23 protein-coding genes are annotated in these 25,038 nt (G+C 62.2%); 11 read left to right on the top strand and 12 right to left on the bottom strand.

Features of this window, described 5'->3' with window-relative positions; translation table 11 throughout:
- Window positions 1-22: 22 nt before the first annotated feature.
- The 8 genes from VLA65_RS18995 to VLA65_RS19030 all read left to right on the top strand — a co-directional run bounded on the left by VLA65_RS18995 (window position 23) and on the right by VLA65_RS19030 (window position 7,999).
- A complete protein-coding gene (locus VLA65_RS18995) occupies window positions 23-1,195 on the top strand; it encodes an MFS transporter (protein WP_332603430.1) in 1,173 nt (390 codons plus the stop codon).
- A gap of 206 nt (window positions 1,196-1,401) precedes the next feature.
- Window positions 1,402-2,664 carry an ABC transporter substrate-binding protein gene (locus VLA65_RS19000; protein WP_332603387.1) on the top strand — a complete coding sequence of 421 codons (1,263 nt, stop codon included), beginning with the start codon at window positions 1,402-1,404 and terminating at the stop codon, window positions 2,662-2,664.
- A gap of 55 nt (window positions 2,665-2,719) precedes the next feature.
- Window positions 2,720-3,634 carry a carbohydrate ABC transporter permease gene (locus VLA65_RS19005; protein ID WP_332603388.1) on the top strand — a complete coding sequence of 305 codons (915 nt, stop codon included), beginning with the start codon at window positions 2,720-2,722 and terminating at the stop codon, window positions 3,632-3,634.
- A complete protein-coding gene (locus VLA65_RS19010; protein WP_332603389.1) occupies window positions 3,631-4,488 on the top strand; it encodes a carbohydrate ABC transporter permease in 858 nt (285 codons plus the stop codon). The genes VLA65_RS19005 and VLA65_RS19010 overlap by 4 nt, the downstream gene beginning before the upstream one ends.
- Complete coding sequence (locus tag VLA65_RS19015; protein WP_332603390.1) at window positions 4,485-5,471, top strand: Gfo/Idh/MocA family protein; 987 nt, start codon at window positions 4,485-4,487, stop codon at window positions 5,469-5,471. The genes VLA65_RS19010 and VLA65_RS19015 overlap by 4 nt, the downstream gene beginning before the upstream one ends.
- Window positions 5,472-5,605: 134 nt before the next feature.
- Window positions 5,606-6,355 (top strand): SDR family NAD(P)-dependent oxidoreductase, encoded by a 750-nt coding sequence (locus tag VLA65_RS19020; RefSeq protein ID WP_332603391.1) that lies wholly within the window; start codon window positions 5,606-5,608, stop codon window positions 6,353-6,355.
- A 163-nt stretch (window positions 6,356-6,518) separates the two neighbouring features.
- Window positions 6,519-6,971 carry a VOC family protein gene (locus VLA65_RS19025; protein ID WP_332603392.1) on the top strand — a complete coding sequence of 151 codons (453 nt, stop codon included), beginning with the start codon at window positions 6,519-6,521 and terminating at the stop codon, window positions 6,969-6,971.
- Window positions 6,972-7,171: 200 nt separating this feature from the next.
- Window positions 7,172-7,999, top strand: a complete 828-nt coding sequence (locus VLA65_RS19030) for a DeoR/GlpR family DNA-binding transcription regulator (RefSeq protein WP_332603431.1) — start codon at window positions 7,172-7,174, stop codon at window positions 7,997-7,999.
- A gap of 52 nt (window positions 8,000-8,051) precedes the next feature.
- On the opposite strand, the gene VLA65_RS19035 is transcribed toward VLA65_RS19030, so the two are convergent.
- The gene (locus tag VLA65_RS19035) at window positions 8,052-8,576 is read right to left on the bottom strand and encodes a PaaI family thioesterase (protein ID WP_332603393.1); all 525 of its coding nucleotides are present in this window, start codon (window positions 8,574-8,576) and stop codon (window positions 8,052-8,054) included.
- Window positions 8,577-8,763: 187 nt separating this feature from the next.
- Entirely contained in the window at window positions 8,764-9,804 is a 1,041-nt protein-coding gene (locus VLA65_RS19040; protein WP_332603394.1) for a hypothetical protein, read from the bottom strand.
- A gap of 64 nt (window positions 9,805-9,868) precedes the next feature.
- Between VLA65_RS19040 and VLA65_RS19045 the strand changes: the two genes are divergently transcribed.
- Entirely contained in the window at window positions 9,869-10,306 is a 438-nt protein-coding gene (locus VLA65_RS19045; protein ID WP_332603395.1) for a winged helix-turn-helix transcriptional regulator, read from the top strand.
- A gap of 341 nt (window positions 10,307-10,647) precedes the next feature.
- On the opposite strand, the gene VLA65_RS19050 is transcribed toward VLA65_RS19045, so the two are convergent.
- The 7 genes from VLA65_RS19050 to VLA65_RS19080 form a co-directional block, all read right to left on the bottom strand.
- On the bottom strand, window positions 10,648-12,186 hold the full coding sequence (locus VLA65_RS19050) for a glycoside hydrolase family 32 protein (RefSeq protein ID WP_332603396.1): 1,539 nt from the start codon (window positions 12,184-12,186) through the stop codon (window positions 10,648-10,650).
- A complete protein-coding gene (locus VLA65_RS19055; RefSeq protein WP_332603397.1) occupies window positions 12,179-13,132 on the bottom strand; it encodes a carbohydrate kinase family protein in 954 nt (317 codons plus the stop codon). The genes VLA65_RS19050 and VLA65_RS19055 overlap by 8 nt, the downstream gene beginning before the upstream one ends.
- A gap of 49 nt (window positions 13,133-13,181) precedes the next feature.
- Entirely contained in the window at window positions 13,182-14,273 is a 1,092-nt protein-coding gene (locus VLA65_RS19060) for a LacI family DNA-binding transcriptional regulator (RefSeq protein WP_332603398.1), read from the bottom strand.
- A gap of 117 nt (window positions 14,274-14,390) precedes the next feature.
- Window positions 14,391-15,761: a NosD domain-containing protein gene (locus VLA65_RS19065; protein WP_332603399.1), complete on the bottom strand. Its 1,371-nt coding sequence runs from the start codon at window positions 15,759-15,761 to the stop codon at window positions 14,391-14,393.
- 27 nt (window positions 15,762-15,788) lie between these two features.
- Window positions 15,789-16,712 (bottom strand): carbohydrate ABC transporter permease, encoded by a 924-nt coding sequence (locus tag VLA65_RS19070; protein WP_332603432.1) that lies wholly within the window; start codon window positions 16,710-16,712, stop codon window positions 15,789-15,791.
- A gap of 119 nt (window positions 16,713-16,831) precedes the next feature.
- Complete coding sequence (locus VLA65_RS19075; protein ID WP_284991694.1) at window positions 16,832-17,719, bottom strand: carbohydrate ABC transporter permease; 888 nt, start codon at window positions 17,717-17,719, stop codon at window positions 16,832-16,834.
- 66 nt (window positions 17,720-17,785) lie between these two features.
- On the bottom strand, window positions 17,786-19,066 hold the full coding sequence (locus VLA65_RS19080; protein WP_059389039.1) for an ABC transporter substrate-binding protein: 1,281 nt from the start codon (window positions 19,064-19,066) through the stop codon (window positions 17,786-17,788).
- Between the two features lie 392 nt (window positions 19,067-19,458).
- On the opposite strand from VLA65_RS19080, the gene VLA65_RS19085 reads away from it, so the two are divergent.
- Together VLA65_RS19085 and VLA65_RS19090 are read left to right on the top strand one after the other, a co-directional pair.
- Entirely contained in the window at window positions 19,459-20,811 is a 1,353-nt protein-coding gene (locus tag VLA65_RS19085) for a NosD domain-containing protein (protein ID WP_284991696.1), read from the top strand.
- A gap of 276 nt (window positions 20,812-21,087) precedes the next feature.
- Window positions 21,088-21,816, top strand: coding sequence for an NAD-dependent epimerase/dehydratase family protein (locus VLA65_RS19090; protein ID WP_332603400.1), 729 nt, complete (start codon window positions 21,088-21,090; stop codon window positions 21,814-21,816).
- Window positions 21,817-22,232: 416 nt separating this feature from the next.
- Here VLA65_RS19090 and VLA65_RS19095 read toward each other — a convergent pair whose 3' ends face one another.
- From VLA65_RS19095 to VLA65_RS19105, 3 genes are all read right to left on the bottom strand, one after another.
- Window positions 22,233-22,835, bottom strand: a complete 603-nt coding sequence (locus VLA65_RS19095) for a TetR/AcrR family transcriptional regulator (RefSeq protein WP_332603401.1) — start codon at window positions 22,833-22,835, stop codon at window positions 22,233-22,235.
- 270 nt (window positions 22,836-23,105) lie between these two features.
- A complete protein-coding gene (locus VLA65_RS19100; RefSeq protein WP_332603402.1) occupies window positions 23,106-23,972 on the bottom strand; it encodes an alpha/beta fold hydrolase in 867 nt (288 codons plus the stop codon).
- Between the two features lie 52 nt (window positions 23,973-24,024).
- On the bottom strand, window positions 24,025-25,023 hold the full coding sequence (locus VLA65_RS19105) for an NADP-dependent oxidoreductase (protein WP_332603403.1): 999 nt from the start codon (window positions 25,021-25,023) through the stop codon (window positions 24,025-24,027).
- Window positions 25,024-25,038 lie beyond the last annotated feature (15 nt).

Genomic DNA, 25,038 nt, shown 5'->3' on the forward strand with positions numbered 1-25,038 from the left:
CACCCCTCTCGTTGGTATCCTGCTGGTCGCGTTCAGCGCCAGACAGGCGGTTTCGGCGGTATCCCCACTCCTTGGTCCAATAAGCGGTGACCTACCCCTCGACGCCGTGACGACCGGGATCCTTGGTATGCTGCCGACCGCCGGCTTCGCAGCGATGGGCTTCCTGGCTGTCCCTCTGATCCGCCGTACCCAGCCCGAACACCTGCTGCTGGTGTCAATCCTGCTGACAACACTCGGCCAGATCGGACGCGCACTGGGGTCGACTACCCTCGCCTTTTTGGTGTTCACCTGTGTCGCCATGCTGGGGATCGGGGTGGTAAATGTGGTGATTCCGCCGCTGTTGATGAAGTATTTCCCCGATAAAATCGGGATCCTCCCTGCCCTCCACGTGACACTCCTCGCCGTCAGCACCGCCGTGGCCGCCCAAGCCGCCATACCCTTGGCGGGTATGTATGGCTGGCGGTTCTCCATCGGTATCTGGGCGGTAATCAGCGCCGCCGCAACGGTACCCTGGCTGACGGTCCTTGCGGGCAGGCGTACGGCTGCCCGCGTCAGGAAACCGCCAACCAGCGAAGTACCGCCGCCCCGCACCAGCGTGATCAAGCCCTGGAGATCATCGATTGGCTGGGGTACGGCACTAATCTTCGCGGGTTGCTCGAGCAACACGTTTGCTGCCCTTACATGGCTTCCGGTTGTTATAGACAGAGGGATGAGTCCGGGAACCGCCGGGTTCATGTTGGCGCTCTATTCCATCCTCGGCCTGCCGGTCGGCCTTGTTGTGCCTTTTGCTGTGGCAAGGATGCCTCGCCCGCTACCTATCGCAATCCTGTTCGTCGTCACGTTCTCGGTCGGCTATGGAGGCATCATCTTTGCTCCGATAACTTCTGCCGCGGTGTGGGTAGCCATCGCCGGGCTTGGTCAGGGCGCATACTCCTTCGTGTTTACCATGATCAATAAGCGAGCACGAACACAAACCGGGTCGGGGGTACTGTCCGGGTTCGCCCAGGGAGTCGGCTACACCCTCGCAAGCCTCGGCCCATTCCTTTTTGGTCTCCTGCATCAGCCAGGGGACCACTGGCTACCCTCGTTCGGCATGCTCGGAGCCTGGCTCCTCGTGCTTACCGTGGGAGCCCTGATGATCAACAGACCGCGCGAGCTTGAGGATGCCTTCCCGGCTGAAACAGCTCGTCGTTGAAAGCAACAAGGACTTCGGCGATCCCTGATGCCGGCAACTCAAAACCGATAGACCCCTCGCCAGCGACCGGAACCAAGGACTCCAAAACCTGAGCTAAATAATCCTTGACAGACCCTGATCCCGACCCTATGTTTAGTGCAACCGATCTCAGCAACCGATCTCAGTCGCGCTGATGAAAATGCAACCGATCTCAAAGGAGAGACGAAATGATCAAAGCTGCAAGTACTTTGACCGCTGTTGCCCTTGCCGCGGCACTGCTCACCGGCTGCTCCGGCAGTTCGGGCGACTCCGGCAAAAACAACGACGACGGTCCCGTCACGTTGACGTACTGGGACTTCATGGACCCCAGCCAGAACAACCCGAGGGCTGCGGCGCTGAAGCAAAACCTCGAGAACTTCCACAAGGAAAATCCCAACATCACAGTCCAGCTGTCGACCGTGTCCTTCGGAGACATGATCAGCAGGCTTCCGCAGGCAGCAGCAGCGGGACAGACGCCGGATGTCGTGAAGATGTTCGCCCCGGTTGTCCCCCAAATTGCTGCCGCGCAGGTTTATCAGCCGCTTCCTGAGGAGGCCAAGCAGATCACTGACTGGTTGCGCCCGGTGGACAAGCTGGCGGACAAGGACGGAAAGCAAGTAGCCGTCCCATACGACTACCGCACATGCACGCTCTATTACAACGACAAGATCCTCAAGCAGATCGGAGCTGCCGTACCCACCACCTGGGACCAGGTCGCCGAGGTTGCTGGGAAGGCAGCGAAGGCGGGATTTACCGGGTTCGGGACGGGGTTCTCCGGGGTCGACAACTCGGCGATCATCTCGACCTTCTTCGATTGCTTCATGAGCGAGGTGGGGCAGCCCATCTCCAATCAGGACGGCAAAGCCAGCTTTAACACTGAAAAAGGTAAAGAATTCGCGGATTTCCTCGTGAAGCTCAAAAAGGCCGGAGGCATGCCACCGAGCGTTGTGGGGGACCAGTACTCGACGGTTGCTGACGGCCTCCAAAACGGCACCGTTGCCATGTCTGCCCTCGGAACGGAACGCCTCTTGACCCTGCAGAAGGCCAACCCGGACATCAAGTCGGCCACCCTGCCCAAAACTTCAAACGGCTCGGATACGGGATCGACGTTCGGCTGGACCCTTGGCATCGGTGCCGGAAGCAAGCATGCCAAGGCGGCCTGGAAGTTCATCCAATACATGACCAGCCCGAAGGCCGGGGCGCTCATGGCGACCGGGGGTGATGTACCCGCCCGCTCGTCGACGTTCCAGGACCCTTACTTCACCACTCCTGCGGCCAAGACCGTGCTGGACGTCAGTAACTTCGTCAAAGATCACAGCGAGCCACACATCTACCCGGACAACTGGATCGCGATTGCCGGTGGCCTCGCCAACGCCGGACAGCAGCTGTACCTGAACAACTCGTCGGCCGACGATTTCATGAAGTCTGCCCAGGACGCGGCCAACAAATGAGCCCCCGCCCGGACAGGACTAATCACGTAAACCTGGTCCCAGGAAAGCGAATCCCATGTCAGTGACACAAGAACGACGCGCAGCACGGAGTACCGATCCCCGTGTACGGCCTGCGCGGAAGGACCGCGCGGTCTGGCTCTACGTCATCCCGGTCGTTGCAGTTTTCCTTTTCGTCTTCGTCGGGCCCCTGCTCTTCACAGCCTGGACGGCGTTCCACGAAACCACGTACTACCAAATCAAGGACTTCTCGGGACTAAAGTCGTTCACCAAACTTTTCACCGACAAGGACCTTCCCAAACAGATCGGCACCACCCTTGTCTTCTCACTCGGCGCACTGGCTATTGCATTGCCACTGGGCTTTGTCTCAGCGGTGGTCCTGAATAAAATCATCCGCTTCAAGCGGACGGTGCGGAGTCTGTTCCTGCTTCCGTGGCTGATGTCACAAGCCACAGTTGGCACCCTCTGGCTGTGGTTCCTCAACCCCACCTACGGCCCCGGGACATCCATCACAAAAGCCCTTGGCTTCGGCCCCGCCGATGCGTTCTCCACGCCGGGTTCTGCACTGCTGGCGCTAACGCTTATCACTGCGTGGTGGTCCTATCCCCAGGCGATGGTCCTGTTCCTCGGGGCGCTTCAGACTGTGCCAACCGAACTTTACGAGAGCCTGCGGGTGGATGGCGGAAACGTTTGGCAGGGATTCGTGAACATCACACTTCCCTTTCTTCGGAACACCATCGTTTCCGTCGTCGTCGTCCTCCTGATGCTGTATGTGCAGATGGTGACCATCATCCTGGTCACCACCCGCGGCGGCCCGCTGGGCGGAACGGAAACGCTTTCCATGCGGGTATTCAACAAGACGTTCCAGGACTTCGATCTCTCCGGCGCCTCTGCCGCAGCTATTTTGCTCTTCGCTATCAACATCGCCTTGACCCTGGTAGCGATCCGCTTCCGACGGAAGGAAACCCTGTGACTGCCACCATTCCGGCACGCCGCCGACCCGGGCATATTCTGCGGCGGCTACCCATCTGGGCAGTCGTCGCAGTCACCGCCGCCCTGGTGCTGCCTCCCGTCCTGTGGATCTTATCGACGTCCCTGAAAACCGATGCGAACACGGTCGCTTTCCCACCTGTGTGGATACCGAACCCGTTCTCGTTCGACAGCTACGGCGGACTGTTCACTTCCACCAACATGCGCTTTTTCCTGAACTCGCTGATCTACGCCATCGGTTCGATCATCCTTGCCCTGGCCGTCTGCGTCCCCGCAGCGTACGTCGCGACCCGCTACCGGGGCCGTCGCATGGAAAGCCTCATGACCTCAATCCTCGTGCTGTCCATGGTCCCAGGCGTCGTCGTTTTCATTGCGCTCTACTCCATGTTTGTAAAAACCGCGCTCATCAACACCTACCCCCTGCTGATCGTGGTCTACACGGGCATCATCTGCGGACAAACGATCCTGTTCCTGCGCAACTTCATCGAAAACATCCCCGTTGAGATCGAGGAAGCAGCGGCGATCGATGGCTGCAACCGACGCCAAATCCTCCTGCGGATCGTGCTGCCCCTGATCCGTCCTGGCATAGCCGCCGTTGCGATCTTCATCTTCGTGTTCGTCTGGAACGACTTCCTCGTCGGGACCGTCCTGGCAACAACCGAGGACATGAAGACCGTGCAAAACGGCATCGTCCGCTACATCTCCACCGGCTACGGCAACTTCTGGGCCGCCTTCGGCGCCTTCGTCATCGTCGCCTTCGTACCCGTCCTGGCCATCTTCGCCGCCTTCCAACGCTGGTTCATCGCCGGCCTGACCTCGGGAGGCGTCAAATCATGACCGTAACGGAACAGGCTCCCCGGGTCGCCGTCGTCGGAGCAGCCGGCTGGGCCGGATCACGACACGCACGAGCATTCGCCGCAGCCGGTGCCCACGTCACGGCTCTCGTAGACAAGGACGACCGCGCCTACCCACTCGCCCAGGAGCTGGGCGCAGTGCTGCTGCCCAGCACAGAGGCACTCCGCCCCGAGCACCTGGACCTAGTCGTCGTTGCCCTCCCAACCACGATGCAACCGGAGGTCTGCGCAGACCTGCTCAACAGGGGATTGCGTGTCCTGACTGAAAAACCGGTCGCCGCAGACGCAGAGGGCGCCGCCGTCCTGGCCGCTTCATCCGGCGCCAACGAACGCCTCATGGTCGGGTACACGCTCCACCAGCACCCCGCCGCACCGGTTGTCTCACAATGGGTCAGGGACCACGACGTGATCGCCGTGTCCGTCCGCTCCGTGGCCCATAAACAGAAGGTCGACTCGTGGCGCGCCGACCCGAAAGAGGGCGGCGTCGCCGTCATCAACGGCATCCACGCCATCGAGTTAGTGTCATCGTGGTTCGACGGCGACCCGAAAGTACTGGCCACCAGCGCCAGCAGCAGCCTGTACGGCTCGCCGGTACCAGAACACGTCGTCGCCACCCTCGAATTTCCTGAGGGCACGGTGTTTAATCTTCAGAGCTACTGGTCTCCCTGGCAGGAGTCTCAAGGTCTCAACCAAGGGGACTGGAGCCTCACCATCGATGTCCTGGCAAGCACCGGCCGGATGCTGTGGTCCAACGATTCCCTCCACGCGTGGGAACGGGACGGCAGCCAGTACGAGAAGACCTTCGATCCCTCGGACCTCTTCCTTCGCCAGGCCGAGTCGGCTCTGAGGTTCTGCTCGGGTGAAACCCCTGCAGTCACATTCGCCCAGGCACTCCGCGCCACCGAATTCGCCGATGCCCTCCTGGCAGCGGTAGCCTCCCGAGCTAAGGACGAGCTCGCCCCGTAGCATCATCAAACCTGACCGCATGGCGACCGGCCGAACCGAGCAATCTCAACTAAGGAAATGAACATGAAACGATCACCTCACTCTCCAGCCGCGGGGGGACCGCGGTGCACCCACATTCATGGAAGCGATATCAAATGAGCCTCAAAGACCAGGTGGTTCTGGTAACCGGATCCAGCGGCGGAATCGGCGACGCCGCTGTCAGCGCACTCAAAGCTGCAGGCGCCATCGTCGTTGGCGCTGACCGTTCCCCCAAAGAGGACCAGCCCTTGGAGGCGTTCTACCCCCTCGACATCACCTCGGAACAGCAATGCGCAGCCGCAATCCAGGACATCGCATCCAAACACGGCCGCATTGATGTCCTGATCCACGCAGCGGGAGTGCTCGGCCCCACCCCCGGCATTATGGAGACAACAACCGAAGAGTTCGACTCCATTCTGAGGATCAACGCCTCCGCGACCTTCACGATGGTGCGGGAAACAGCCAAATCGATGCTCGAGTCCGGCACCGCCGGCGCCATCGTGGTCCTGTCCTCCGTTGCGGCCAAGGAAGCACGCCTCAACTACCTGCCGTACAACGCGAGCAAGCTAGCCGTACTGCACATCATGTGGTCATTTGCAGAATTGCTGGGACCTCAGGGGATCTCCGTCAATGCCATCGCACCGGGCCCGGTGAACACACCCATGTGGGCGCAATTTGCCAAAGATTCCGGACCGGACGCGGCTGCCAACCGGGCGAAGCGGGCAGCGCAATTGCCGATGCGCCGGTTCGCCGAACCCGACGAAGTCGCCCGCGCCATCCTCTTCCTTGCCGATCCCGACAACCGCTACATCACAGGAGTGTCCCTCGACGTGGCAGGCGGAGCACACCTGGGAATCGGAACCTGAAACCAACCGGCACGGGGCTTCTCACATGCCGTCGCCCAGCGCTGCTATGCCCATGCCCCCAACCCATCCAATATCAACGCTTCAAGGCTGGTCTCATCTCCTGCAAAGCAATTCAACAATCGGAGACGAGTAGGAAGTCCTTGACCCACCAAGGAGACACTTAATGCGACATCATCACACTGCCCTGCACGTAACGGATATGGAGCGCAGCGCGCGATTCTACGTGGATGGCCTTGGACTGACCCGCTTGGATGCGTGGACGTCGGGACCATACATCGGCGAACTTTACGGCCGTCCCAACGTAAAGGTCAAAGCCATGCTTCTCGCTACCAGTGACGGAGCCTTCCGGCTGGAACTTGCCCATGCCGAGCCTCTACTGCCCGCAGTCGACCCATCGGAGGCGCAGCCGGGCACAGCACACCTTGCCTTCACAGACATCGACGTACGGCAGGTTTACGCCAAGATGACAGCTCTTGGTTACGAGGCGGTATCCGAACCCGTTGCCCCGGCCTCAGGCCCCATTGCAGGCGGGTGGCTGGTCTACCTCCTCGATCCAGACGGATATCGGGTGGAGCTCGTTCAGGCGCCCGACTGGCAGGGAAGCGACAAGTCTTGAGCCATCGGGACCCAGAAGAACATGCCCGGAATCCTCGGACGCCAGGTGAGGATATCGGGCCGTAGACCATACGCAAGAAAACAGGGGCTACTTGACGGTTCAGACGAAAAGCCGCCGTCACGCATCAAACCTCTAGGCGCCCGCTCATGGTGCCGGTCCAAACCTTTGAAGGGAACCTCGTGAGTCCAGCAGCCCGATCCATGATTCCCGAGCAGAGGCACCAAGAAATCCTCCGCCTCCTGCGGCAGGAGGGCATTCTGAGTGTCCGCGGCCTCACGGCCTATATGAATGTCTCTCACATGACGGTCCGTCGTGACATCACTGCCCTAGAGTCCACTGGCCAAGTGAGCTCAGTCCGCGGTGGTGTTCGGCTCACAAAGCAGCACGGCCAGGAACCTGCAGGGGAACCCAAACTTCGGGCCCAACCCGGAGCCCCGCGCGAAAAGGCGATTGCCAAGCTCGCAGCCCAATCAATAAAGGATGACATGGTTGTCTTCTTCGACGCCGGCACCGCGTGTCGATCACTCGTGCCCTTCCTCGCCGCCCGCCGGCACCTTACCGTAGTAACCAACGACTTCTACATCGTCACAAGCTTGTTCGCCTACCCGAACATAGAAACCATCCACACTGGCGGAGTAGTGGACCCAGCGAGCGCTTCCGGTCAGGGGCCCCTCGCGACCGAAATGCTCAAATTCGTCAACATTGATTTGTCCTTCCTCAGCAGCCGGACGTGGAACATTTCCAGGGGCCTCATGGCACCTTCCATGGACGAAATCGAGGTAAAAAGGGCAGCCCTCAAAGCGTCGTCCTCGAGGTTCCTACTCGCGGACAGCACCACGTTCGGCACCGTCTCCCTTTTCAACATTGCACCTTTGCAAATGCTCGACACTGTCGTAACTGACGATCAACTACCACTAGACGTGCAAAACAATATCCGACAACTCGGGGTTACCGTCCGCTTGGCTACTTTCGGCGAAGGAGGCCCAAGTCCACTCGCGTACGCAACCGAAAGGGGGGCCCGGTGGTAACGCGCGATCCTGAGCGGCAGGCGTCACAGGGCAACGGCGGTGCCGGTATCAGTCATGTTGTCAGAGCGCCCGGTTGGTGGGGGAAGATAAGCAGCGTGCTCGTGGCGGTTGCGAGGAGTTCTCCGCTGGCGGTGCTGAGGCGGCCTTCGGTGAATATCACCCGCGGGCCGGATTTTACGACTGACCCCTCCGCACGAAGTTCACCCTTGTTGAGCGTGATTGGTCGCAGGTACTTGACCGCCAGATCGATAGAGGTGTAGCCGATCCCTGCTTCCAAGGTACTGTGTGCTGCGCAGCCGAGCACCGTGTCGAGGAGCGTGCAGGCCAGGCCGCCGTGCACCATTCCGAGGGGGTTGTAGTGCGCTTCTCCCGGCCAGCACTGGAACTCGACGTGTCCGTATTTCGCATCGACGAGATCGAAATTCATGAGGGAAGCGATCGGCGGCGGCGCAATCCTGCCGTCGCGGAGGCCGGAAAAGTAGTCCAGACCCGACAGCCGTGGCAGCTGTTCGAGCGCGATTGCCGGATCAATCCAGGTGAAGGTTTCCGACCGTTCCGCTGGGTTGTTGGTTGACATGAGGTTTCCTCCTAATTTTTGGTGAGCCCGTAATCGCCTCGCTCGAGCCCATGGAACAACCACCGCGCGACTTCCCAGGGGAGGCCTTGGGGCATCTCAGCCCTTAGTCCAGAACCCGACGGCGGCCGAACGGGTACGTGCGTGTACACCGGCGAGGCTCGTGAGGGCGCAAAGGCCCGCTCACCGCCTACGGATGCGTTAGATCCGCTTCTGGGATTTCCGGGTTCGGCTGTGACTCGGCAGACTTGGTGCGGTTTACGCGGGCCACCGAGCAGAGCAACACCAGGCCGAAGCCCGCTGCCGCCCAAAGCGCGAGGACGCCAAGCGATGACCATGCGGCCGTTCCGTTGAAGTAGCCGTAGTCATTGACGGCTCGGACCGCTGCGCCGGGGGGAAGAATCGCTGAGACCGCTTGCCCCCACGAGGGCAGGATGTCGTAGCCGATGGTCGCTCCGCTGACGGCGTTGCCGACGATGGTTAGCGTGATGACTGCTAGGGCGATCCCCGCAGGTCCCAGCCAGGCGCCGAGCGCCTTGGTCGTGAACGCGACCGACGCGGAGAGCAGCGCGAGAGTTGCCGCGAGCAGCGGCCACGGGGCCGTCAGGGCTCCGAGGATGGGGCCGGCGATTGTTGCCCCGACGACGCCGATCAGTACGGCGAATCCGCCCATGGCATACAGGCGGTGGCGCAGCCTGATCTTGTCAGCGGCCCCGGTGAGACCTTGCGCCAGAACAAATGACGAGAGTGTGACGCCGAATACGACGTAGAAGGCAGATAGCCCTCGGCTGTCGTACTGCGCCAGCGGCACGAGGTCTTTCTCCTGCAGGGTAAGCCCGGCATGGTCCGCTACGCCATGGACCAGAGCGCGGGCCGCTCCGCTCTCGCTGAGGCCCTTTGCGCCGGCGTAGTCGAACTGCAACGTGGTTGGCGCGGTCAGGGCCACCGCCGCAACCGCGGCGCCATTTTGAACCATCTGGGTGCCTTCGCTGAGCGAGGTGACCTCGGTCACCGTGACGGCGTCGCCCAGTCCCTTTTGAGTTGCCGTGGCGAGCGGTTCGCCCACTACAGCCAGCGGCAAGTGCAACGGTGCGGGGCTGCGCTGAATGCCGACGTAGATGGCGATGAAGGCCGTACCAATGATGAGCCCGGTAAGAACCAGGGCTATCCACGCGCTGTGCTGAGTTCCGGGAGCGGCATTCCCGGCCCGGGCTGGATGGGGAAATGACATCTTCAGGGCTTCCTCGACTAGAATGGTTTGAATATCAAACCGAGGCAATCGTACAGGAGGCGGTTTGAAAAACAAACCATCGAAAGACTCACTCGCCGTTGCTCTTGGCGCGATCGATGACCGGTGGTCGCTCCACATCGTTCGCGCGCTGGCGTTCGGCGCGTCGCGGTACACCGAAATATTGCGTGCCGTGGGAGCCCCAAGGGACATCCTTGCATCGCGTTTGAAAAAGCTCACGGAGTCCGGGATTGTCCAACAGCGGTTGTCGGAAAGCAGCGGGGGCTCCGGGTATGAACTCACCCAAAAAGGAAGGGATTTGGGCCAGATCATCTTGGTTCTGAAGCGCTGGGGTGACGCATACCGGGACGCGGACGTTCCGGTAGTCGAGTTTGTGCATGATGCGTGCGGCGAAATGTTTGTGGCTGAGGTGCGCTGCGAAGCTTGCGGAAGGCCTGTCAAGTCAGGAGAGCTCTCTGTCCGCCACCCGGAGGAGGCCTGCTAGCCGGCCAGCGATCGGACGCGGGGTGCCCGCCCGATCGCCGCCGAACACACCACGCCACGCAGCCGGAATTCACGGCTTGTGAGCGCCGAAACAAGCGGCTGGTGAGGCGAGCTCGAAGGCCTTGATCTCACCCTCCAATTTCATCGAGAAAAACGGGACGTCGTGCAAGAATCCGTCCAGTGGGGACCTGCCGGTCTGGGGATCCCGACGATTCGCGCTCGAATGGAGTGACAGCGTACGGCTGAATTGTTGACGGCTTCCTTCGCAGCGTTCGGCCTCTTATGGCCTTTGGGGCACTCTTTCCCGCAGGACCCGGTGGGCACTGCAGCACGGTGCCGCCATTAGGACAAGGACGTGACGCCCAGTTTCCGCACCGTGGCTGTGCCGCCTTCGACGTACACGTCGGTGCCCAGGTTCCCGGACCGGGGGAACACCAGATCGCTCAGCACAACCCTGCCGTCTTGGGCGAAGACCTCCACCGAGCACTGGTCGATGATTACTTTTAGCCGAAGCGCGCCGCCGTCGAGCTTCACTGGTGCGGACTCAGCCGACGAGAACTTATCGTGGAAGGCGGTGTTTCCGGAGTTGCGGCGGTCCAGTGTGAGCCGGCTCGTCAGGGCATCGAAGCTAAGGACCGTTGCGGCGCTCCCGTCCGGTGCGCCGAGAAGCCTGAACGCAATGTGCCGTGCCGTGCCGGGCAGGATCTCGGCCTCGATCAGCTGGGCTGATCCGGGCGTCGCGTCGGGCAGTTGCAGCAGGGAGTTGTGAAGTTCCATGTTCTGGATGGTGCGGGCAGGCTCCCCGGAGTCCAATGGCAGCACGGGGCGCTGCACCAGGCGCGGGAAACCGTCCACCGTCGCGAGCTCGATCTCGCGGGCAAGCGACATACTGGAGCGCCACGGTGACGTGGGCAAGGAGTTGGCGTAGTCCCAGTTGTTCATCCAGCCGATCATGATGCGGCGGTTCTCCGGGGCGTTGCTGAAGGAGACGGCGGCGTAGTAGTCACGTCCCCAGTCGAGCCACAGACAGTGTCTGAGATCTACGTTCCCGTCGGCATCGGTTGGAACGAGCGAATCAGGGTCGGCGGTGAACTGCACGCCGTCGAAGTCGCCGACGAAGTATTGCCCTCCGGAGCCGCCGGCCACGGCGCCCGGGTTGATATTGACCACCAGGACCCATTTGACGTTGTCCGGGTCTCCGTCGACGGGGAGCGGGAAGAGGTCGGGGCATTCCCATTCGCCGTCGCTGGCGTTGGCTGGGCCGAAGGTGCTCAGGTATTCCCAGTCCTTGAGGTCGGCCGAGCGGTAAAGCACAACCTGCTGGTGCTGGGCCTCCACCGCCACCATGATCCAGCGGGAACCGGCCGGTCCCTCGTAGCGGAACACCTTGGGGTCCCGGAAATGGGCCGAGCCGCGGCCAAGCACGGGGTTGCCTGCGTATTTGCTCCAGGTCATGCCGGCGTCCGTTGAGAACGCGAGAGACTGGGCTTGTGTCCCTTGGTGCACCGAGCCTTCCTTGAAGGCGCTCGTGTAGATGGCCACCAAGGCCGGATCTTCTGCTGTGCCGAATCCCGACGTATTGCCGTGGTCCACCACGATGCTGCCGGAAAAGACGTCTTCTTCCTCGTTGCAGGCGATGGCAACCGGGTGTTCGGTCCAGTGCAGAAGGTCGGTTGAGGTGGCGTGTCCCCAGGACATGTTGCCCCAGACGTTGTCGAAGGGGTTGTTTTGGTAGAAGAGGTGGTAGACGCCCTGGTGCCACACGAGTCCGTTGGGGTCGTTCAGCCACGTGTTCTTGGCTGTGTAGTGAAGTATTGGCCGCATGGTGGGGGCGGTTTCTTCGGCGCGGCCCCCGGCAAGGTGCGCTGTGGTTTCAGTCATCGGAGTTCTTTCGGGACGTCTGGGCCATTTCCAGGGATCGGATCAGTTCCGCCCGCGTTGGCGGGTTCGCTCCGTGCCGTCCGACCGTTATGGCCGCAGCGAGCGAGGCGGCGGTTCCCAGCCGGGTGAGTTTGCCGTAGCCGAAATCGTCCTCGGGGTCCTCGATGAGGCCGGCGATAAGCGATGACATGTAGGAGTCGCCTGCGCCGACAGTATCTTTGACGAGCACTGGTGGTGCCGGCACTTCGATCTCGGCAGCATTCGAGCGCAGATAGGATCCGGATGCGCCATCGGTGATGATTGCAAGTTCCGTCCCGAGATCAAGCAGCCGTCGCGCGACGTCGTCAGGAGACGTGCGCGGGTAAAGCCACCGGGCATCGTCCGAACTGAGCTTCACAACGGTAGCCAGGGCAACTGTGTGTTCGAAAGTCCTGAGCGCTTCAGTGTGGCTGTGGAGCAGTGTCGGGCGGATGTTGGGGTCGTACGTGATCAAGCAGCGGCGGGAGAACTGATCGAGCAAGGACCGGACTTGGGTTGCTCCGGGCTCCGTGAAGGAGGCCAGCGACCCCGTATGCAGCACCTTCGGGAGGAAAGTGGGGCTGATGTGGGGGAGGTTCCATTCGAAGTCGAATTCGTACTCTGCGGAACCGCTGCTGTCCAGAAGCGCCCTGGCTGTGGACGTGCGGTTGAGGTGTTCGGCTCCCGGGAACAGGCGTACTCCTGCGGTGTCCAGGTGTTGTTGGATGCTCCTGCTGCGTTCATCCCTGCCCAGTGCGGTGAGAAATGCGGTGCTGACGCCTAGCCGGCCGAGTCCGAACGCGACGTTCATCCCTGATCCACCGGGGAACTCGACGGCCCCTGCAGCGGTGTCAATGATGTCGATTATGGCCTCGCCGACGACGACGACATCCGTTTCAGGGCATGGGGGAACTGGGGTGCTGTGCATTCAAGGTCCTTGGAGGTTTGGGCGCGTCTGTTTCTGGACGCGCTCGAGGTCAGGTGTTGGGGCGTGTAGGTGAATCCGGTGCTGCTCTGCTCGAAGCGTCCTGATGTCTTGGGGAGGCGACGGAATCGCGAAGGACCAGGGGACAGGGGAGAAGGGTCGGGTGAGCGGCGAACAGCTGCAGGTCGGTTTTCCCCTCGATGGCGTCGATCAGGTTTTCGGTGGCCCAGGCGCCCATTTCGTAGTGCGGAAGGGCGACGGTTGTCAGTGCGGGGTAGATGTTTTCGGCAATCAATTGTTGGTTGTCGAAACCGACGATGGAAATGTCGTCCGGAATCCTGAGGCCAAGTTCCCCGGCGGCCCGGTACGCGCCCATGGCCATGCGGTCGTTGTAGCAGAACACGGCCGTGGGCCGGTTTGGGGTTTTCAGCAGGCGCAGGGCCGCCTGGTGGCCGCCGGGCACCTCCGAAGGCTCGGACTGGACCAGTTCTTCGTGATAGGGCAGCCCGGCATCTGCGAGTGTGTCTTTGAAGGCCTTGAGCCGGGAGTGGGTGGCCGGGACGTCGTCGGTGTTGTTGAGCATGCCGATGCGGGTGTGTCCGGCGTCGATCAGGGTTTGTACGGCCGACCTCGCACCGGCGATTTCGTCGGGGATGACGGAGGAAACGGTGTGGCTGATGTCTTCGGAGTCCACCAGGACAGCGGGGAGTCCGATGAGGTTCTTGGGGACGGCCAGTTTGCGGTGATACATGGTGGCGTAGAGGATGCCGTCTACCTGCCGGTCCAGCAGATCCGCCACATCACTTTCCCTGGAATCCTGGGAGCTGGTGCTGGTGGAGTTGATGATCATGATGCGGTATCCGCGAGCACGTGCCGTCTCCTCGGCCCCCAAAATGATCCGGCCGGCGTGCGGGGTGGTGGCGATTTCCTCGCTGATGAACCCGATCATGCCCGAACGTTGGGTGCGCAGGGCCTGCGCCAGCCGGTTCGGGCCGTATCCGAGACTCCGCGCCGCTTCGTGGACCCGTTCCCTCGTCTCCGCCCCCACCCGGGCGTAGGCAACGTCATTGAGGACGTGGGAGACCGTTGTGACCGAGACGCCGGCTGCGGCTGCCACGTCCTTGATTCCAACTGACTTGTTCATTGCTCTCCCACGTCCTTATGTTGATGCTGATTCTATGTCCGGGTACTTGCTGGGTACGTTCTATTCGTCCCAGAGGCCCGATGGCGATCCCCGAGGGACTCGCCAGGCCTGAGCGGGCTACTGAACCACAAGTGGTTCGTGTGCCGCCTGGAAACCGACCGCGGGTGTGGCCCTGAAGGCGTTAACAGTCCTGTCCGCGATAACTTGGGCGTCACTTCCGGAATCAAGGATCGTATTCCGGGCTGATGCGGGATCGACCATGACGGCCGTCACGGCAAGGGCGTCCGAAGCCTGGGTCGTCAACAGCGCGTCCACCTGAGCTTCGAAAGCCGATCCGCTGGACGTGGCGTGAACGTCCATCGCCACCACGTGGTTGTTGGAAACGAAGTTGCCAACCCCCGCCATCAGCCGGATGATGACGGGCGTCGCACCTGCGGGCCGGATGCTCTGTGAGTCGATGATCTCGGAGAAGTGGTTCCCGATGACAGAGTTGTTGCTGCCGCTGACACAGAGAAGCCCGTTGAGGTCGTCCAATCCGTTGTCGACTCCCAGGAAGGGTGTCCAGGGCTCGTGGTCACGCAGGAAGTGATTCGTGGCCACGAGGTTTTCCGAACTGTTCGCTGCGAGAACCACCATGCCAGGGTAGAACGAATGCAAACGGTTGTTGGTGACGCTTGAACGCGTGACCCCGTCCAGATGGACACTGCTCGCACCGCGGGGGAAGACGTTGTTCGCGGTTATCAGGAGCCCGCCATGGTTCTCGGCGTAGATCGAGTGACCTTTGGGCCCTGCTCCGACCAGGTTGTCGGTGATCTTCGATGCCTGTCCCCACCCGCGCAGCTCGATGCAGCTGCCGCATTCGGCGATGAAGTTGTCGTGAACGGAAAGCGCGTCCGCGTTGTAGATGGTGAGGGCGTTCTCTAGGTAGACGAACCCCATGCCGTTTACGCGGAATGAGTCATTGGCGTTTGCGACGTAGATGCCGGTCTTGCCGTTGACGTAGGTGTTCTCGGGGTGCATTCCCGAGCCGTCCGGGGCGAAGTGCAACCCGTCGATGCAGAAGTTGGAGAACTCGACCGAGCTGATCCGTGGGCTTCCGCTTCGTTCAACGTAGAAGGCGGCTCCCTTGGATTCCTCTCCGTCTCCGCCGGAGGGAAGGTCGACGAGAATGCGGCTCCCCCCGGGCCATAGCTCATGCAGGTCGGGCCATTCGTCTTCGGGGACGTTGAACCGGATGCTCGATGACGTAAAGCCGTGTCCGGAGCCGTGGATCCTGAGGAAGCTGACGTCGATCAGCACCTGCGTACGCAGGCGGTAGTCTCCGGGCGGAATGTAGATCACCGCGCCTGGCTTTCCTCCATTGTTCGCATCGGTGGCGGTCTGCCGGTCCTTGATATCGGCGATGATGCTGTTGATTACTTCACCGACGTCCTCGGACGGATTGCCGACGGGCCACGTCGTCACGTCGTAGTGGTTGTTGCTTGACATTGGTTCTTCCCTTTCTGCTGTGGCTTCTCAGCCCTTGACGGCGCCGAGGGTCATGCCTGCGACGATCTTGCGCTGCAGGAGAAGGGTGAGGAGGATGACGGGGATCGAGTAGACGGCGGCGAGGGCTGTCATGGATCCCCAGTCCAGTCCGAACTGGGTCTGGAAGTTTGCGATGACCACGGGTGTGGTCTGGGACCGGACGGCGGTCATGAGTAGCGCGAACAGGAACTCGTTCCAGGAGGCGAGGAAGGCGAAGATCGCTGTCACGGCGATGCCTCCGGAGACCACCGGGATGACCACCCGCCACAGGGCTCCGAGCCGGCTGCAGCCATCCACGGTAGCTGCTTCTTCCAGGTCCTGTGGGACGGCCTCGAAGAAGCTGGACATGAGCCAGATGGAGAGCGGCAGCGAGATGGTTGTGTGCGCGATGGACAGTGCGATCGGGGTGTCGGCCAGGCCGACCGAGGCCATCATGGACGCCAGCGGGATGCCGATGGCGACCGGGGGGACCATGCGGGTGACGAGCGCAGCCATGATGAACACCCTGCCACTGGCTGTTTTGTAGCGTGTGATGCCGTAGGCCGCCGGGACGGCCAGGATGAGCGAGAGCAGGGTGCTGATGACGGCGGTCTGGATGCTGTTGATGAACGACGCCGGCACTCCATTGCGGCCCAGGGCGTTGACGTAGTTATCGAGCGTCCATTCCTTGGGGAGGATCGTCGGCGGCACGGCAATGGTGTCGATCGGCGTCTTGAAGGACGTGAACAGCAGGTACAGGAACGGGAAGCCGTAGAGGACGAGCGCCGCGGCGAGGAGGATCCACAGGATGGTCCTGGTGCTGCGCTTGCCGGCTTCGAGTCCTTCGCGATTGACGCCGCGGCGCTTGCGGCCTCCGCTGGCCGACGCCGGTTCCGTGGTGGTCTGAGGCGCAGTCGCTGTTCGGCTTGGCATAATGCTCTCCGTTTGGTGCGGTGCCGGCGCATTGCGGTATGCGGTGCCGGCGTGGCGTGGCCGTTCGGGAACGGCGGCGGCCAGCATGGCGCCGTCGTCGGGGGTCTGGGCCGAGCTCATCAGGTGTCCTTTCCTGGCCGCCAGATGGTGGTTACGGCTACGAAGGCGATGGCGAGCATCGCCAGCAGGTAGATGGTGCCCATGGCGCTTGCGAGGCCTGGGTCGCCGAAGCGGATCATCGTGCGGTAGATGAGCAGGCTCATGGTTTCGGAGGCGGATTGTGGTCCGCCGTTGGTCTGGATGAGGATGGTGTCAAAGGCCCGGGCTGCGTCGATGCCGCGGACCACCAGCGCCACGGCGATGACAGGCCGGAGCAGCGGAAGGATGATCCGGAACAGCAGCGACGGTGCGCGGGCGCCGTCGAGCCTGGCCGCCTCGATGAGGTCTCCCGGGATGTTCTGCAGGCCCGCGAACAGCACCAGGCACATGAACGATGTCGTGAGCCAGATGTCCGGGACGGCGACGGAGAACAGGACGATGTCCGGGTTCGACAGCCAGCCGATCTGGTTTGGGTTCTGCAGGATGCCGGCCTGGCTGAGCAGGGTGCCGAGCAAGCCGAAGTTGTCGATCATGAGGAACTTCCACAGCAGGCCGGCCACGATCGGGGCAATCATGAGCGGATACAGGAACATGGTCCGCCAGACCTGGGATTTCCGGCCCAGGGTCGTGAACAGGAGGGCCATGCCCAGACCCAGGGTGAACTCGAGGGTCACCACCATCAGGGTGTAGGCGAGGGTCCGCCATCCTGCACCGATGAAGGCCTCTGAGGTGAAGGCCCGGACGTAGTTGTCCAGGCCCACGAAGTCACGGGGGCCCCCGACGATCGGGGAGATTTTGAAGAAGCTGTCCGTGACCAACCGGAACAACGGGTAGGCAACAAAGACTGCGAGGAACAACGCCGCCGGGGTCATCAGGTAGAGGGCGAAGCGGCGATCAGGGATGCGCACGGGATTCTCTTCCGCTGGTTGGGGCCGCGGCCGGCAACGCCATGGGCTGCTGCCGGCCGCGGAGTCTTATTTAAGGAGGGCCTGGATCTTGGACTTGGCGTCCGCGAGCAAGGTCGTGCTGTCTCCGCCGGCGACGGCCTTCTGGAGCATCGGAACCAGTACGGTGTCGACGATCTGCTGCCACTTTGCTGTTGCCGGACGGGTTGCCGTCGCGGGAGCGTTGAGTGTTTCGATCAGCGGTTTGAAGCTCTCGTAGCCGGGCTGGTCCTGGTACTTCTGGAAGGCGGAGACCCGTGCTGCCAGGCCAAGGCTTGACTGGATGGCCAGGTCATTGTGGTCGAAGGCGCACTTGACGAACTTCTTCGCGGCGTCCGTGTTCTTGGTGGCCTTGGGTACCGAGAGGTACCAGGGGCCCGGAACACCGGCAACACCGGCGGACCCGCCGATCATCGGGGCTGTTCCGACCTTGCCGTAGACGGGAGAGTCCTTGGGGATCTGCCGGTACGCGTGGGCCCAGAACTGGGTCATGGCTGTCTTGCCCTGGTTGAAGAGGTTCTGGGCGGCGGCCCAGTCGACCTGGGCCGCGCCGGCCGGGGCGTCCTTGACGAGGCTGGTGTAGAAATCCAGCGCTTGTTTGTGGGCCGCGTTGTCAATCACGACGTTGTTGTTGCTGTCCAGGACCATGGGCGATCCGGCCTGCAGCACGTGGGTGAGGTACTCGGTTTCAACGCCGCCCTTGACGTCCGTGCCATACATGCCGTCCTTGGTGAAGAAGGCGGAGATGTCCTGGTACTGCTGCCAGGTCTTCGGCGCGGCGAGATCGTAGCCGTACTTGGCCTTGAAGTCGGCCTTGTTCTTGGCGTCCTCAAAGAGGTCCTTGCGGTAGAGGACTATCTCGGCGTTGGTCCACGCCGGCATTCCAATGAAATGGCCATCGACGTTGGCTTCCTTGACCAGTGAAGGGAAGATGTCCTTCTTTGCCTCGTCAGTGAAGAGCTCATCGATGGGCTGCAGGGCGTCCTTGAAACTGGGCAGCCACACGGAGTCAAGAGCCGCAACATCGAAGGAGACAGTGCCGGAGGAGAATTCGCTGGAGAGACGGTTGAAGAGGCCATCGTAGGGGAGTTCGACGAAGTTGACGTTGACCCCGGTGTCCTTCTTGCACTGGTCGGCGATGGGCTGCAGTTCTGCATGGCCGCCTGCCTCCACGAGGACGTTGATGGAACTTCCGGCGGCGCCCCCGGACGTCGCCGGGCCCCCTGCGCCGCATGCGGTTGCGGCCAGGATTACCGCGGCTGAAAGGCTGCCGAGGGCGGCAAGCCTGGAGATTGTTTTTCGAGAGGACATCGCTGTCGACTCCCTTTCTCGGGAACGGAATACGAAGACGGGATAAGATGAAAAACCGTTTTGCCAAAACGACTTGGCAACAGATTACGCGCAGGGCGCGGCGGGTGTCAAGGGTCACAAATCATTGGTAGACGCCGTCGGATGTGCCAAAAACTTCCGTCCGAATTTTGGCGTTGACAGCCGTCATGCCGGGCTCCTAGTGTCATCTCTGGTTAGCCCAAACGGTTTGGCACATGAGTTGTGACATTAGTCCACGTGGGACATTAGCCGTTTCCCGGGAACAAGAGCGTGATGCCGCCGAGGCGGATGACAAGGACAGTCAAGCCTTCGGCGGCCGGCCCGGCAACGCCCGATTCTGAGCAGCAGTCTTATCTCATACAGAGGAGAAACCCGTGGTAACTGGAAAGAATCTAGAAAATGCGAATCCAAGCCGCCGCCGGCTGATCGGTGCCGGAGCAGCCGGAACGCTTGCGGCCGCATTGACTTTCGGAACAACACAGAATGCTAATGCGGCCGACGGCCAGCAAGGCGCACCCCTCAATTCGCCCAACACGTACGACGTCACCACCTGGAGGATCAAGGCCCACCCGGAGGTCACCGCGCAATCCGACATCGGGGCGGTCATCAACGACATCATCGCCGACATCAAGCAGCGGCAGACGTCCCCGGACGCGCGTCCCGGAGCCGCGATCATCATCCCTCCGGGCGACTACGACCTGCACACCCAGGTCGTCGTCGATGTGAGCTACCTGACCATCGCCGGCTTCGGGCATGGCTTCTTCTCCCGAAGCATCCTCGACAACTCGAACCCGACCGGATGGCAGAACCTCCAGCCCGGAGCCAGCCACATCCGCGTCCTGACCTCTCCGAGCGCGCCCCAGGCATTCCTCGTCAAGCGGGCGGGGGATCCGCGTCTTTCAGGAATCGTGTTCCGGGACTTCTGCCTCGACGGAGTCGGTTTCACCCCCGGCAAGAACAGCTACCACAACGGCAAGACCGGAATCGAAGTCGCCTCCGATAACGACTCCTTCCACATCACCGGCATGGGATTCGTCTACCTCGAACACGCCCTGATCGTGCGCGGCGCGGACGCACTCCGCGTCAACGACAACATGATCGCCGAATGTGGCAACTGCGTCGAGCTCACCGGGGCCGGGCAGGCGACAATTGTCAGCGGCAATCACATGGGCGCCGGTCCCGACGGGGTCACGCTCCTGGCCGAGAACCACGAAGGCCTCCTCGTCACGGGCAACAACCTCTTCCCCCGAGGCCGCAGCCTCATCGAATTCACGGGCTGCAACCGGTGCTCGGTCACTTCGAACAGGCTCCAAGGCTTCTACCCGGGCATGCTCCGCCTGCTGAACGGCTGCAAGGAAAACCTCATCACGGCCAACCACATCCGCCGGACCAACGAGGGGTACCCGCCGTTCATCGGCCGCGGCAACGGCCTCGACGACCTCTACGGCGTAGTCCACATCGCGGGAGACAACAACCTCATCTCGGACAACCTCTTCGCCTACAACGTCCCGCCCGCCAACATCGCCCCCGCCGGCGCCCAACCGACGCAGATCCTGATCGCCGGAGGGGACGCCAACGTCGTCGCGCTCAACCACGTGGTCAGCGACGTCGCTTCCCAGCACGTCGTTCTCGACGCCTCAACTACCCACTCGAAAGTGCTCGACAGCGGGACAGCCTCCCAGATCACCTCCTACAGTTCAGACACTGCTATCCGGCCGACCCCCTGACAGACCAACGCGCCAGGAGCGTGTCCCGAAGCCGGGTCTCCGTCCTCGCGGCGCGCTCCCACGCATTGATCTGCCCTGCCGGCCGCCGCCGTCAAGGCAGAAATGTCACCTCGTCGATCATCCGGCCGAGGTCTCGCCAGACACGCCGGTGCTGGCCCGATCTAGCCGCCCGTGAGGCAAGCCAGGCGTGCTCGGGGCAACGAACCTACCGAAGACCCGGATCAGGGCATGCTGGAGAAACCCTCCAGCATGTCCCGACTTCCGGAAAGGAGCGTAATGAATTACGGAAACCATGCCGCCACCGCGCCAAGGGGTACGCGCGTCGTCATGACCGGTGCCGGCGGGAACATCGGCCGTGGCCTCGCCCCACGACTCCTAGCCGCTGGATACCAGTTGACCCTGTCCGACCTTAAACCCGTCGACGGCCTGGCTACGGAAGCACGCTTCGACGCGGCGGACGTCCGGACCGGAGAGGGCCTCCAGGCCGCGATGGTCGACGCCGACATTCTCGTGCACCTGCCGGCCCTGCACGGCATCCACGTCGCCGATCACACTGAAACGGAATTCTGGGACCTCAATGTAAATGGCACATTCCGCACCCTGCAGGCGGCCGTCGCCGCCGGCGTGGGGAAAGTGGTCTGGCTTTCCTCGCAGGCTTGGCATGACTCGAGCGACGTCTACGGATTCACGAAAGTCATCGGCGAGCAGCTTTTGGACTATCACCGGAGGCGTCACGGCATATCATATGTTGCGGTCCGCCCTGCTTCGCTGGTGCCCTGGACGGACTGGGCCCGTGACTATGGTCGCGGCCTGCTCTACGAGCGCGTAGATCGCAATGACGTGCTCGACGCAATCGTGTTGTCGACGGACTATGTGGCAGCAAACGACGGCGGGCTGGTGTTGGATGCCCTTCATCCGGACGCAGTCCCGGCCGCAGACCTGGCCGAGTGGAAACTTGACCCAATCGGCACCGCAGACCGCCTTTTCCCGGGGCCCGGACCGTAGTCCAGCGCTTTGGCCTGGACATCTCAGCACCCCCCGTAAAGCCAAGCAAACTCGGCTGGACCGAGACAGGCTACGCGCCGAGCCGTGACTTCGGAGCGTGGATCAATCAGGTCACCGGACTCAGCGACGATCACGTTGAAGCACGAACCAGCGACTACTGAACGTCATCCAGTCGAGGCTGGTACACGGACACACTGGCCTTGCAAGTCCAGGCGGCCATTGCCGCCGGAAACTTAACCACCGAGCAGGTGGACATCGCCCAAAGGTGCCGATATTCCTGCAGGGGCTTCGCCGACCAGTGCTGCTGATTTAGGGCGATTCGTGTGCCAAGGTGCTATGGCCAGAGGCCAGAGGTTTGCCTCGCCGACCGCAAACGTAACGAGTGGCTGCCGTCCTGATCGAGTTTGCCGGCCGCGTCAGCGGGGTATGAGCAGGCTGATTTGTGTCCTGATGTCCCGCTCCAGTGCTTCAGTTTCCAATCCGGCGTTTACGCTTGCGGCCATGCTGACAAACATGATCGCCGAGACAATGCGCGCCGCCGTCGCGGCGTCACCCGCGCCGGCCGGCTTTTCCCTGTCGAGTATGGCGGCAATGGCTTCCTCGGTTTGCGCAACGATGGATAGAGCAGCGCTGTGCTGTGGCTCCGTGGGGTCGCCGAAGACCATTTCCCGCAGGTAGAAGCGTCCGTTGTCGATCTGGGTTCGGTTGCACTCCACGATCGGCCGCACGATGGCCATCACCGCACCCAGGGCATCCGGGGTGGTTTCAGCATCCGCCCGGCCCCGCTGGAGCGCTTCTGCGTAGTGGGCGTTCTGAACGAGGAGGAGGAGTTCTCCCTTGGTTTTGGCGTAGAGGAATAGGGTTCCGGTGCCGATGTCGGCCTTGTCGGCGATCTGCTGGGTGGTGACGTCCTCGACCCCGTATTCGGCGAACAGCTCACTGGCTGCGGCGGTAATGCGGTCCAGCTTCTCTTGCTTGTTCCGCTCGCGCCGTCCGAGCGGCTGGGACGTGACAGGCATGGGTTCCTCCGGAGATAAACTGACTCGACTCAATAATGAGTATACCGGCGCTGCGTAAACCGGCCCTCCGGTCGGCGCCCCTGCTCTTCGTAGTGGGGGAGGATCCCGCCACGCTTGACATGCGTCAGTGCTGCTTCAACGTCATAGGCATGGATGGCATAGGCCCCCGGCTTCAGCTGATGGCTGAAGAAGTGAAGTGCTTTTCCAGGTGTGGTCCGGTGGTTGGTGGTGAGGTGCCCATTGAGGACTTCTGGTCGCGGGCGGTGGTGGTCAGGGGGCGAGGAATTCGACGACGGCGGGTGCGAACCGAGTGTGGTGCTGGAAGATGCCGCCGTGGCCGGAGTCGGGGTAGATGATCAGTTCGGATCCCTTGATGCGCCGGTGCAGTTCTTCGGAGAGGACGGAGGGCACCATGCGGTCGTTGTCGCCATTGGCGATAAGAGTGGGGTGCGTGAGGGTGGACAGGTCCGACGGGGCGGAGCGGCCGAACGCCTGGATTGCCTTCAGCTGCATTCGGAATGCGCGGGGGCTGATCGGCTTGTCGCGGTCGATGGTTCGCTCCTGCAGGCGTTTGATGAAGGCTTTCGCAGCGGGTTTGCCGGTGGCGTTGCGGTTGAAGAACAGGAATTCCTTGGGGTCGGACCGGGTCAGGGTTGCCCGGAGGATGTCCCGGTAGGTGGTGCCGACGACCTTGTCGATGTCTTTGCCCCCGCGCGGACCGGTTCCGGTCAGGACGAGTTTGCGGACACGGTCGGGATGTTTGAGGGCAAGGTCCTGGGCGATCATGCCGCCCAGTGAGAAGGAGAAGACGTCTATCTTGTCGAACCCAAGGGCCTTGATGAAGGTGTAGGCGTCGTCGGCCATTGCCTCGATGTTGTCCGGAACCCGTCCGGTGGAGGCGCCGACGCCGGGCTGGTCGAAGGTGATGACGTGGCGGTTCTTGGCAATGGGGTCGATGATACGGGGGTCCCAGTTATCAAGGGTGGCTGCCAGGTGCACGAAGAACACGACGGGGATGCCGCCCTTGGGCCCCAGCTCGCGGTAGGCGTAGCTGACGCCTCCGGCGGTGACAGTTCGGGCAGGTGCCTTCGCGTACGAGGTGATGACTGGGTCGTTGGGGGCGTCGGTGTTGTCCATGACGGTTGTTCTCCTGGATTCTCTGCGTGAAGAGTGGCTGGGGGCTTCCGGGTCACTTGGTGAGGGTGAGCACTGCTTTGCCCCGGAAGGCCCCTGCGGCCAGGGATTGCAGTGCCTCTGGAGCCTGGCCGAAGGTGAAGACCTTCCCTACGATCGGGCGCAGCACGCCGGCGTCAACCAGGGCGCTGATCTGACGTAGTTGGTCGCCGCTGGCACGCATGAAGAGAAACTCATAGCTGACGCCGAGCTTCCTGGCTTGCCTCCGGATCTTGCTGCTGAGCCCGGTGATCGCCAGGCGCAGTATGGGGTTCAGGCCTGCTTTACGGGCGAAGGCCGGATCGGGCGGGCCGGCGATCCCAATCGCCTTCCCACCGGGCTTGAGGATGCGCAGTGATTTCTGCAGGTTCTCGCCTCCGAGGCTGTCCAGCACCAGATCGTATCCGCTCAGGAGCTGCTCGAAGTCCTGGGTGCGGTAGTCGATGACGATGTCGGCGCCGAGGTCCCGCAGGAACCCGGCGTTGGAGCTGCTGGCGGTGGTTGCGACGGTCGCGCCGAGATGTTTGGCGAGCTGGATAGCGATGGAACCGACTCCGCCGGCGCCGGCATGAATGAGGACTTTCTGACCTGGCTGCACCTGGCCCTGCTCGACGAGGGCCTGCCACGCCGTAAGGGCTACCAGCGGCAGTGATCCGGCCTCCTCCATGGTGGCCGAGACGGGCTTGAGTGCAAGGTCTTCCTCCGCGACGGCAATACGTTCGGCAAATGTGCCGATACGGTCCTGGTTGGGGCGGGCGTAGACCTCATCGCCGGGCTTGAACCCGCGCACCTTTGTCCCGACCTGGAGGACGGTGCCGGCGAGGTCGTTGCCGAGGATCAGCTGGAGCTTGTAGGGAAGGATCTGTTTGAACTCACCCAGGCGGATCTTCTCGTCCAGCTGGTTCAGGCCGGCAGCCTGCACCTGCACGAGCACGTCCCGTTCGCCGACGGCGGGTTCAGCAACCTCGGCTTCGCGCAGCGGTTCCTTGTACTTGTTGATCACGAATGCCCGCATGCCGCGATGCTCCTT

The sequence above is a fragment of the Arthrobacter sp. S2(2024) genome (genome assembly GCF_036662515.1).
GTDB lineage: Bacteria > Actinomycetota > Actinomycetes > Actinomycetales > Micrococcaceae > Arthrobacter.

Coding starts and splice junctions, on each gene's coding strand:
- VLA65_RS19100 (WP_332603402.1), bottom strand. CDS start 23,972: ATGGACAACACCGACGCCCCCAACGACCCAGTCATCACCTCGTACGCG.
- VLA65_RS19105 (WP_332603403.1), bottom strand. CDS start 25,023: ATGCGGGCATTCGTGATCAACAAGTACAAGGAACCGCTGCGCGAAGCC.
- VLA65_RS19040 (WP_332603394.1), bottom strand. CDS start 9,804: ATGTCATTTCCCCATCCAGCCCGGGCCGGGAATGCCGCTCCCGGAACT.
- VLA65_RS19005 (WP_332603388.1), top strand. CDS start 2,720: ATGTCAGTGACACAAGAACGACGCGCAGCACGGAGTACCGATCCCCGT.
- VLA65_RS19015 (WP_332603390.1), top strand. CDS start 4,485: ATGACCGTAACGGAACAGGCTCCCCGGGTCGCCGTCGTCGGAGCAGCC.
- VLA65_RS19060 (WP_332603398.1), bottom strand. CDS start 14,273: ATGAACAAGTCAGTTGGAATCAAGGACGTGGCAGCCGCAGCCGGCGTC.
- VLA65_RS19090 (WP_332603400.1), top strand. CDS start 21,088: ATGAATTACGGAAACCATGCCGCCACCGCGCCAAGGGGTACGCGCGTC.
- VLA65_RS19035 (WP_332603393.1), bottom strand. CDS start 8,576: ATGTCAACCAACAACCCAGCGGAACGGTCGGAAACCTTCACCTGGATT.
- VLA65_RS19055 (WP_332603397.1), bottom strand. CDS start 13,132: ATGCACAGCACCCCAGTTCCCCCATGCCCTGAAACGGATGTCGTCGTC.
- VLA65_RS19030 (WP_332603431.1), top strand. CDS start 7,172: ATGATTCCCGAGCAGAGGCACCAAGAAATCCTCCGCCTCCTGCGGCAG.
- VLA65_RS19025 (WP_332603392.1), top strand. CDS start 6,519: ATGCGACATCATCACACTGCCCTGCACGTAACGGATATGGAGCGCAGC.
- VLA65_RS19080 (WP_059389039.1), bottom strand. CDS start 19,066: ATGTCCTCTCGAAAAACAATCTCCAGGCTTGCCGCCCTCGGCAGCCTT.
- VLA65_RS19050 (WP_332603396.1), bottom strand. CDS start 12,186: ATGACTGAAACCACAGCGCACCTTGCCGGGGGCCGCGCCGAAGAAACC.
- VLA65_RS19065 (WP_332603399.1), bottom strand. CDS start 15,761: ATGTCAAGCAACAACCACTACGACGTGACGACGTGGCCCGTCGGCAAT.
- VLA65_RS19020 (WP_332603391.1), top strand. CDS start 5,606: ATGAGCCTCAAAGACCAGGTGGTTCTGGTAACCGGATCCAGCGGCGGA.
- VLA65_RS19095 (WP_332603401.1), bottom strand. CDS start 22,835: ATGCCTGTCACGTCCCAGCCGCTCGGACGGCGCGAGCGGAACAAGCAA.
- VLA65_RS19000 (WP_332603387.1), top strand. CDS start 1,402: ATGATCAAAGCTGCAAGTACTTTGACCGCTGTTGCCCTTGCCGCGGCA.
- VLA65_RS19070 (WP_332603432.1), bottom strand. CDS start 16,712: ATGCCAAGCCGAACAGCGACTGCGCCTCAGACCACCACGGAACCGGCG.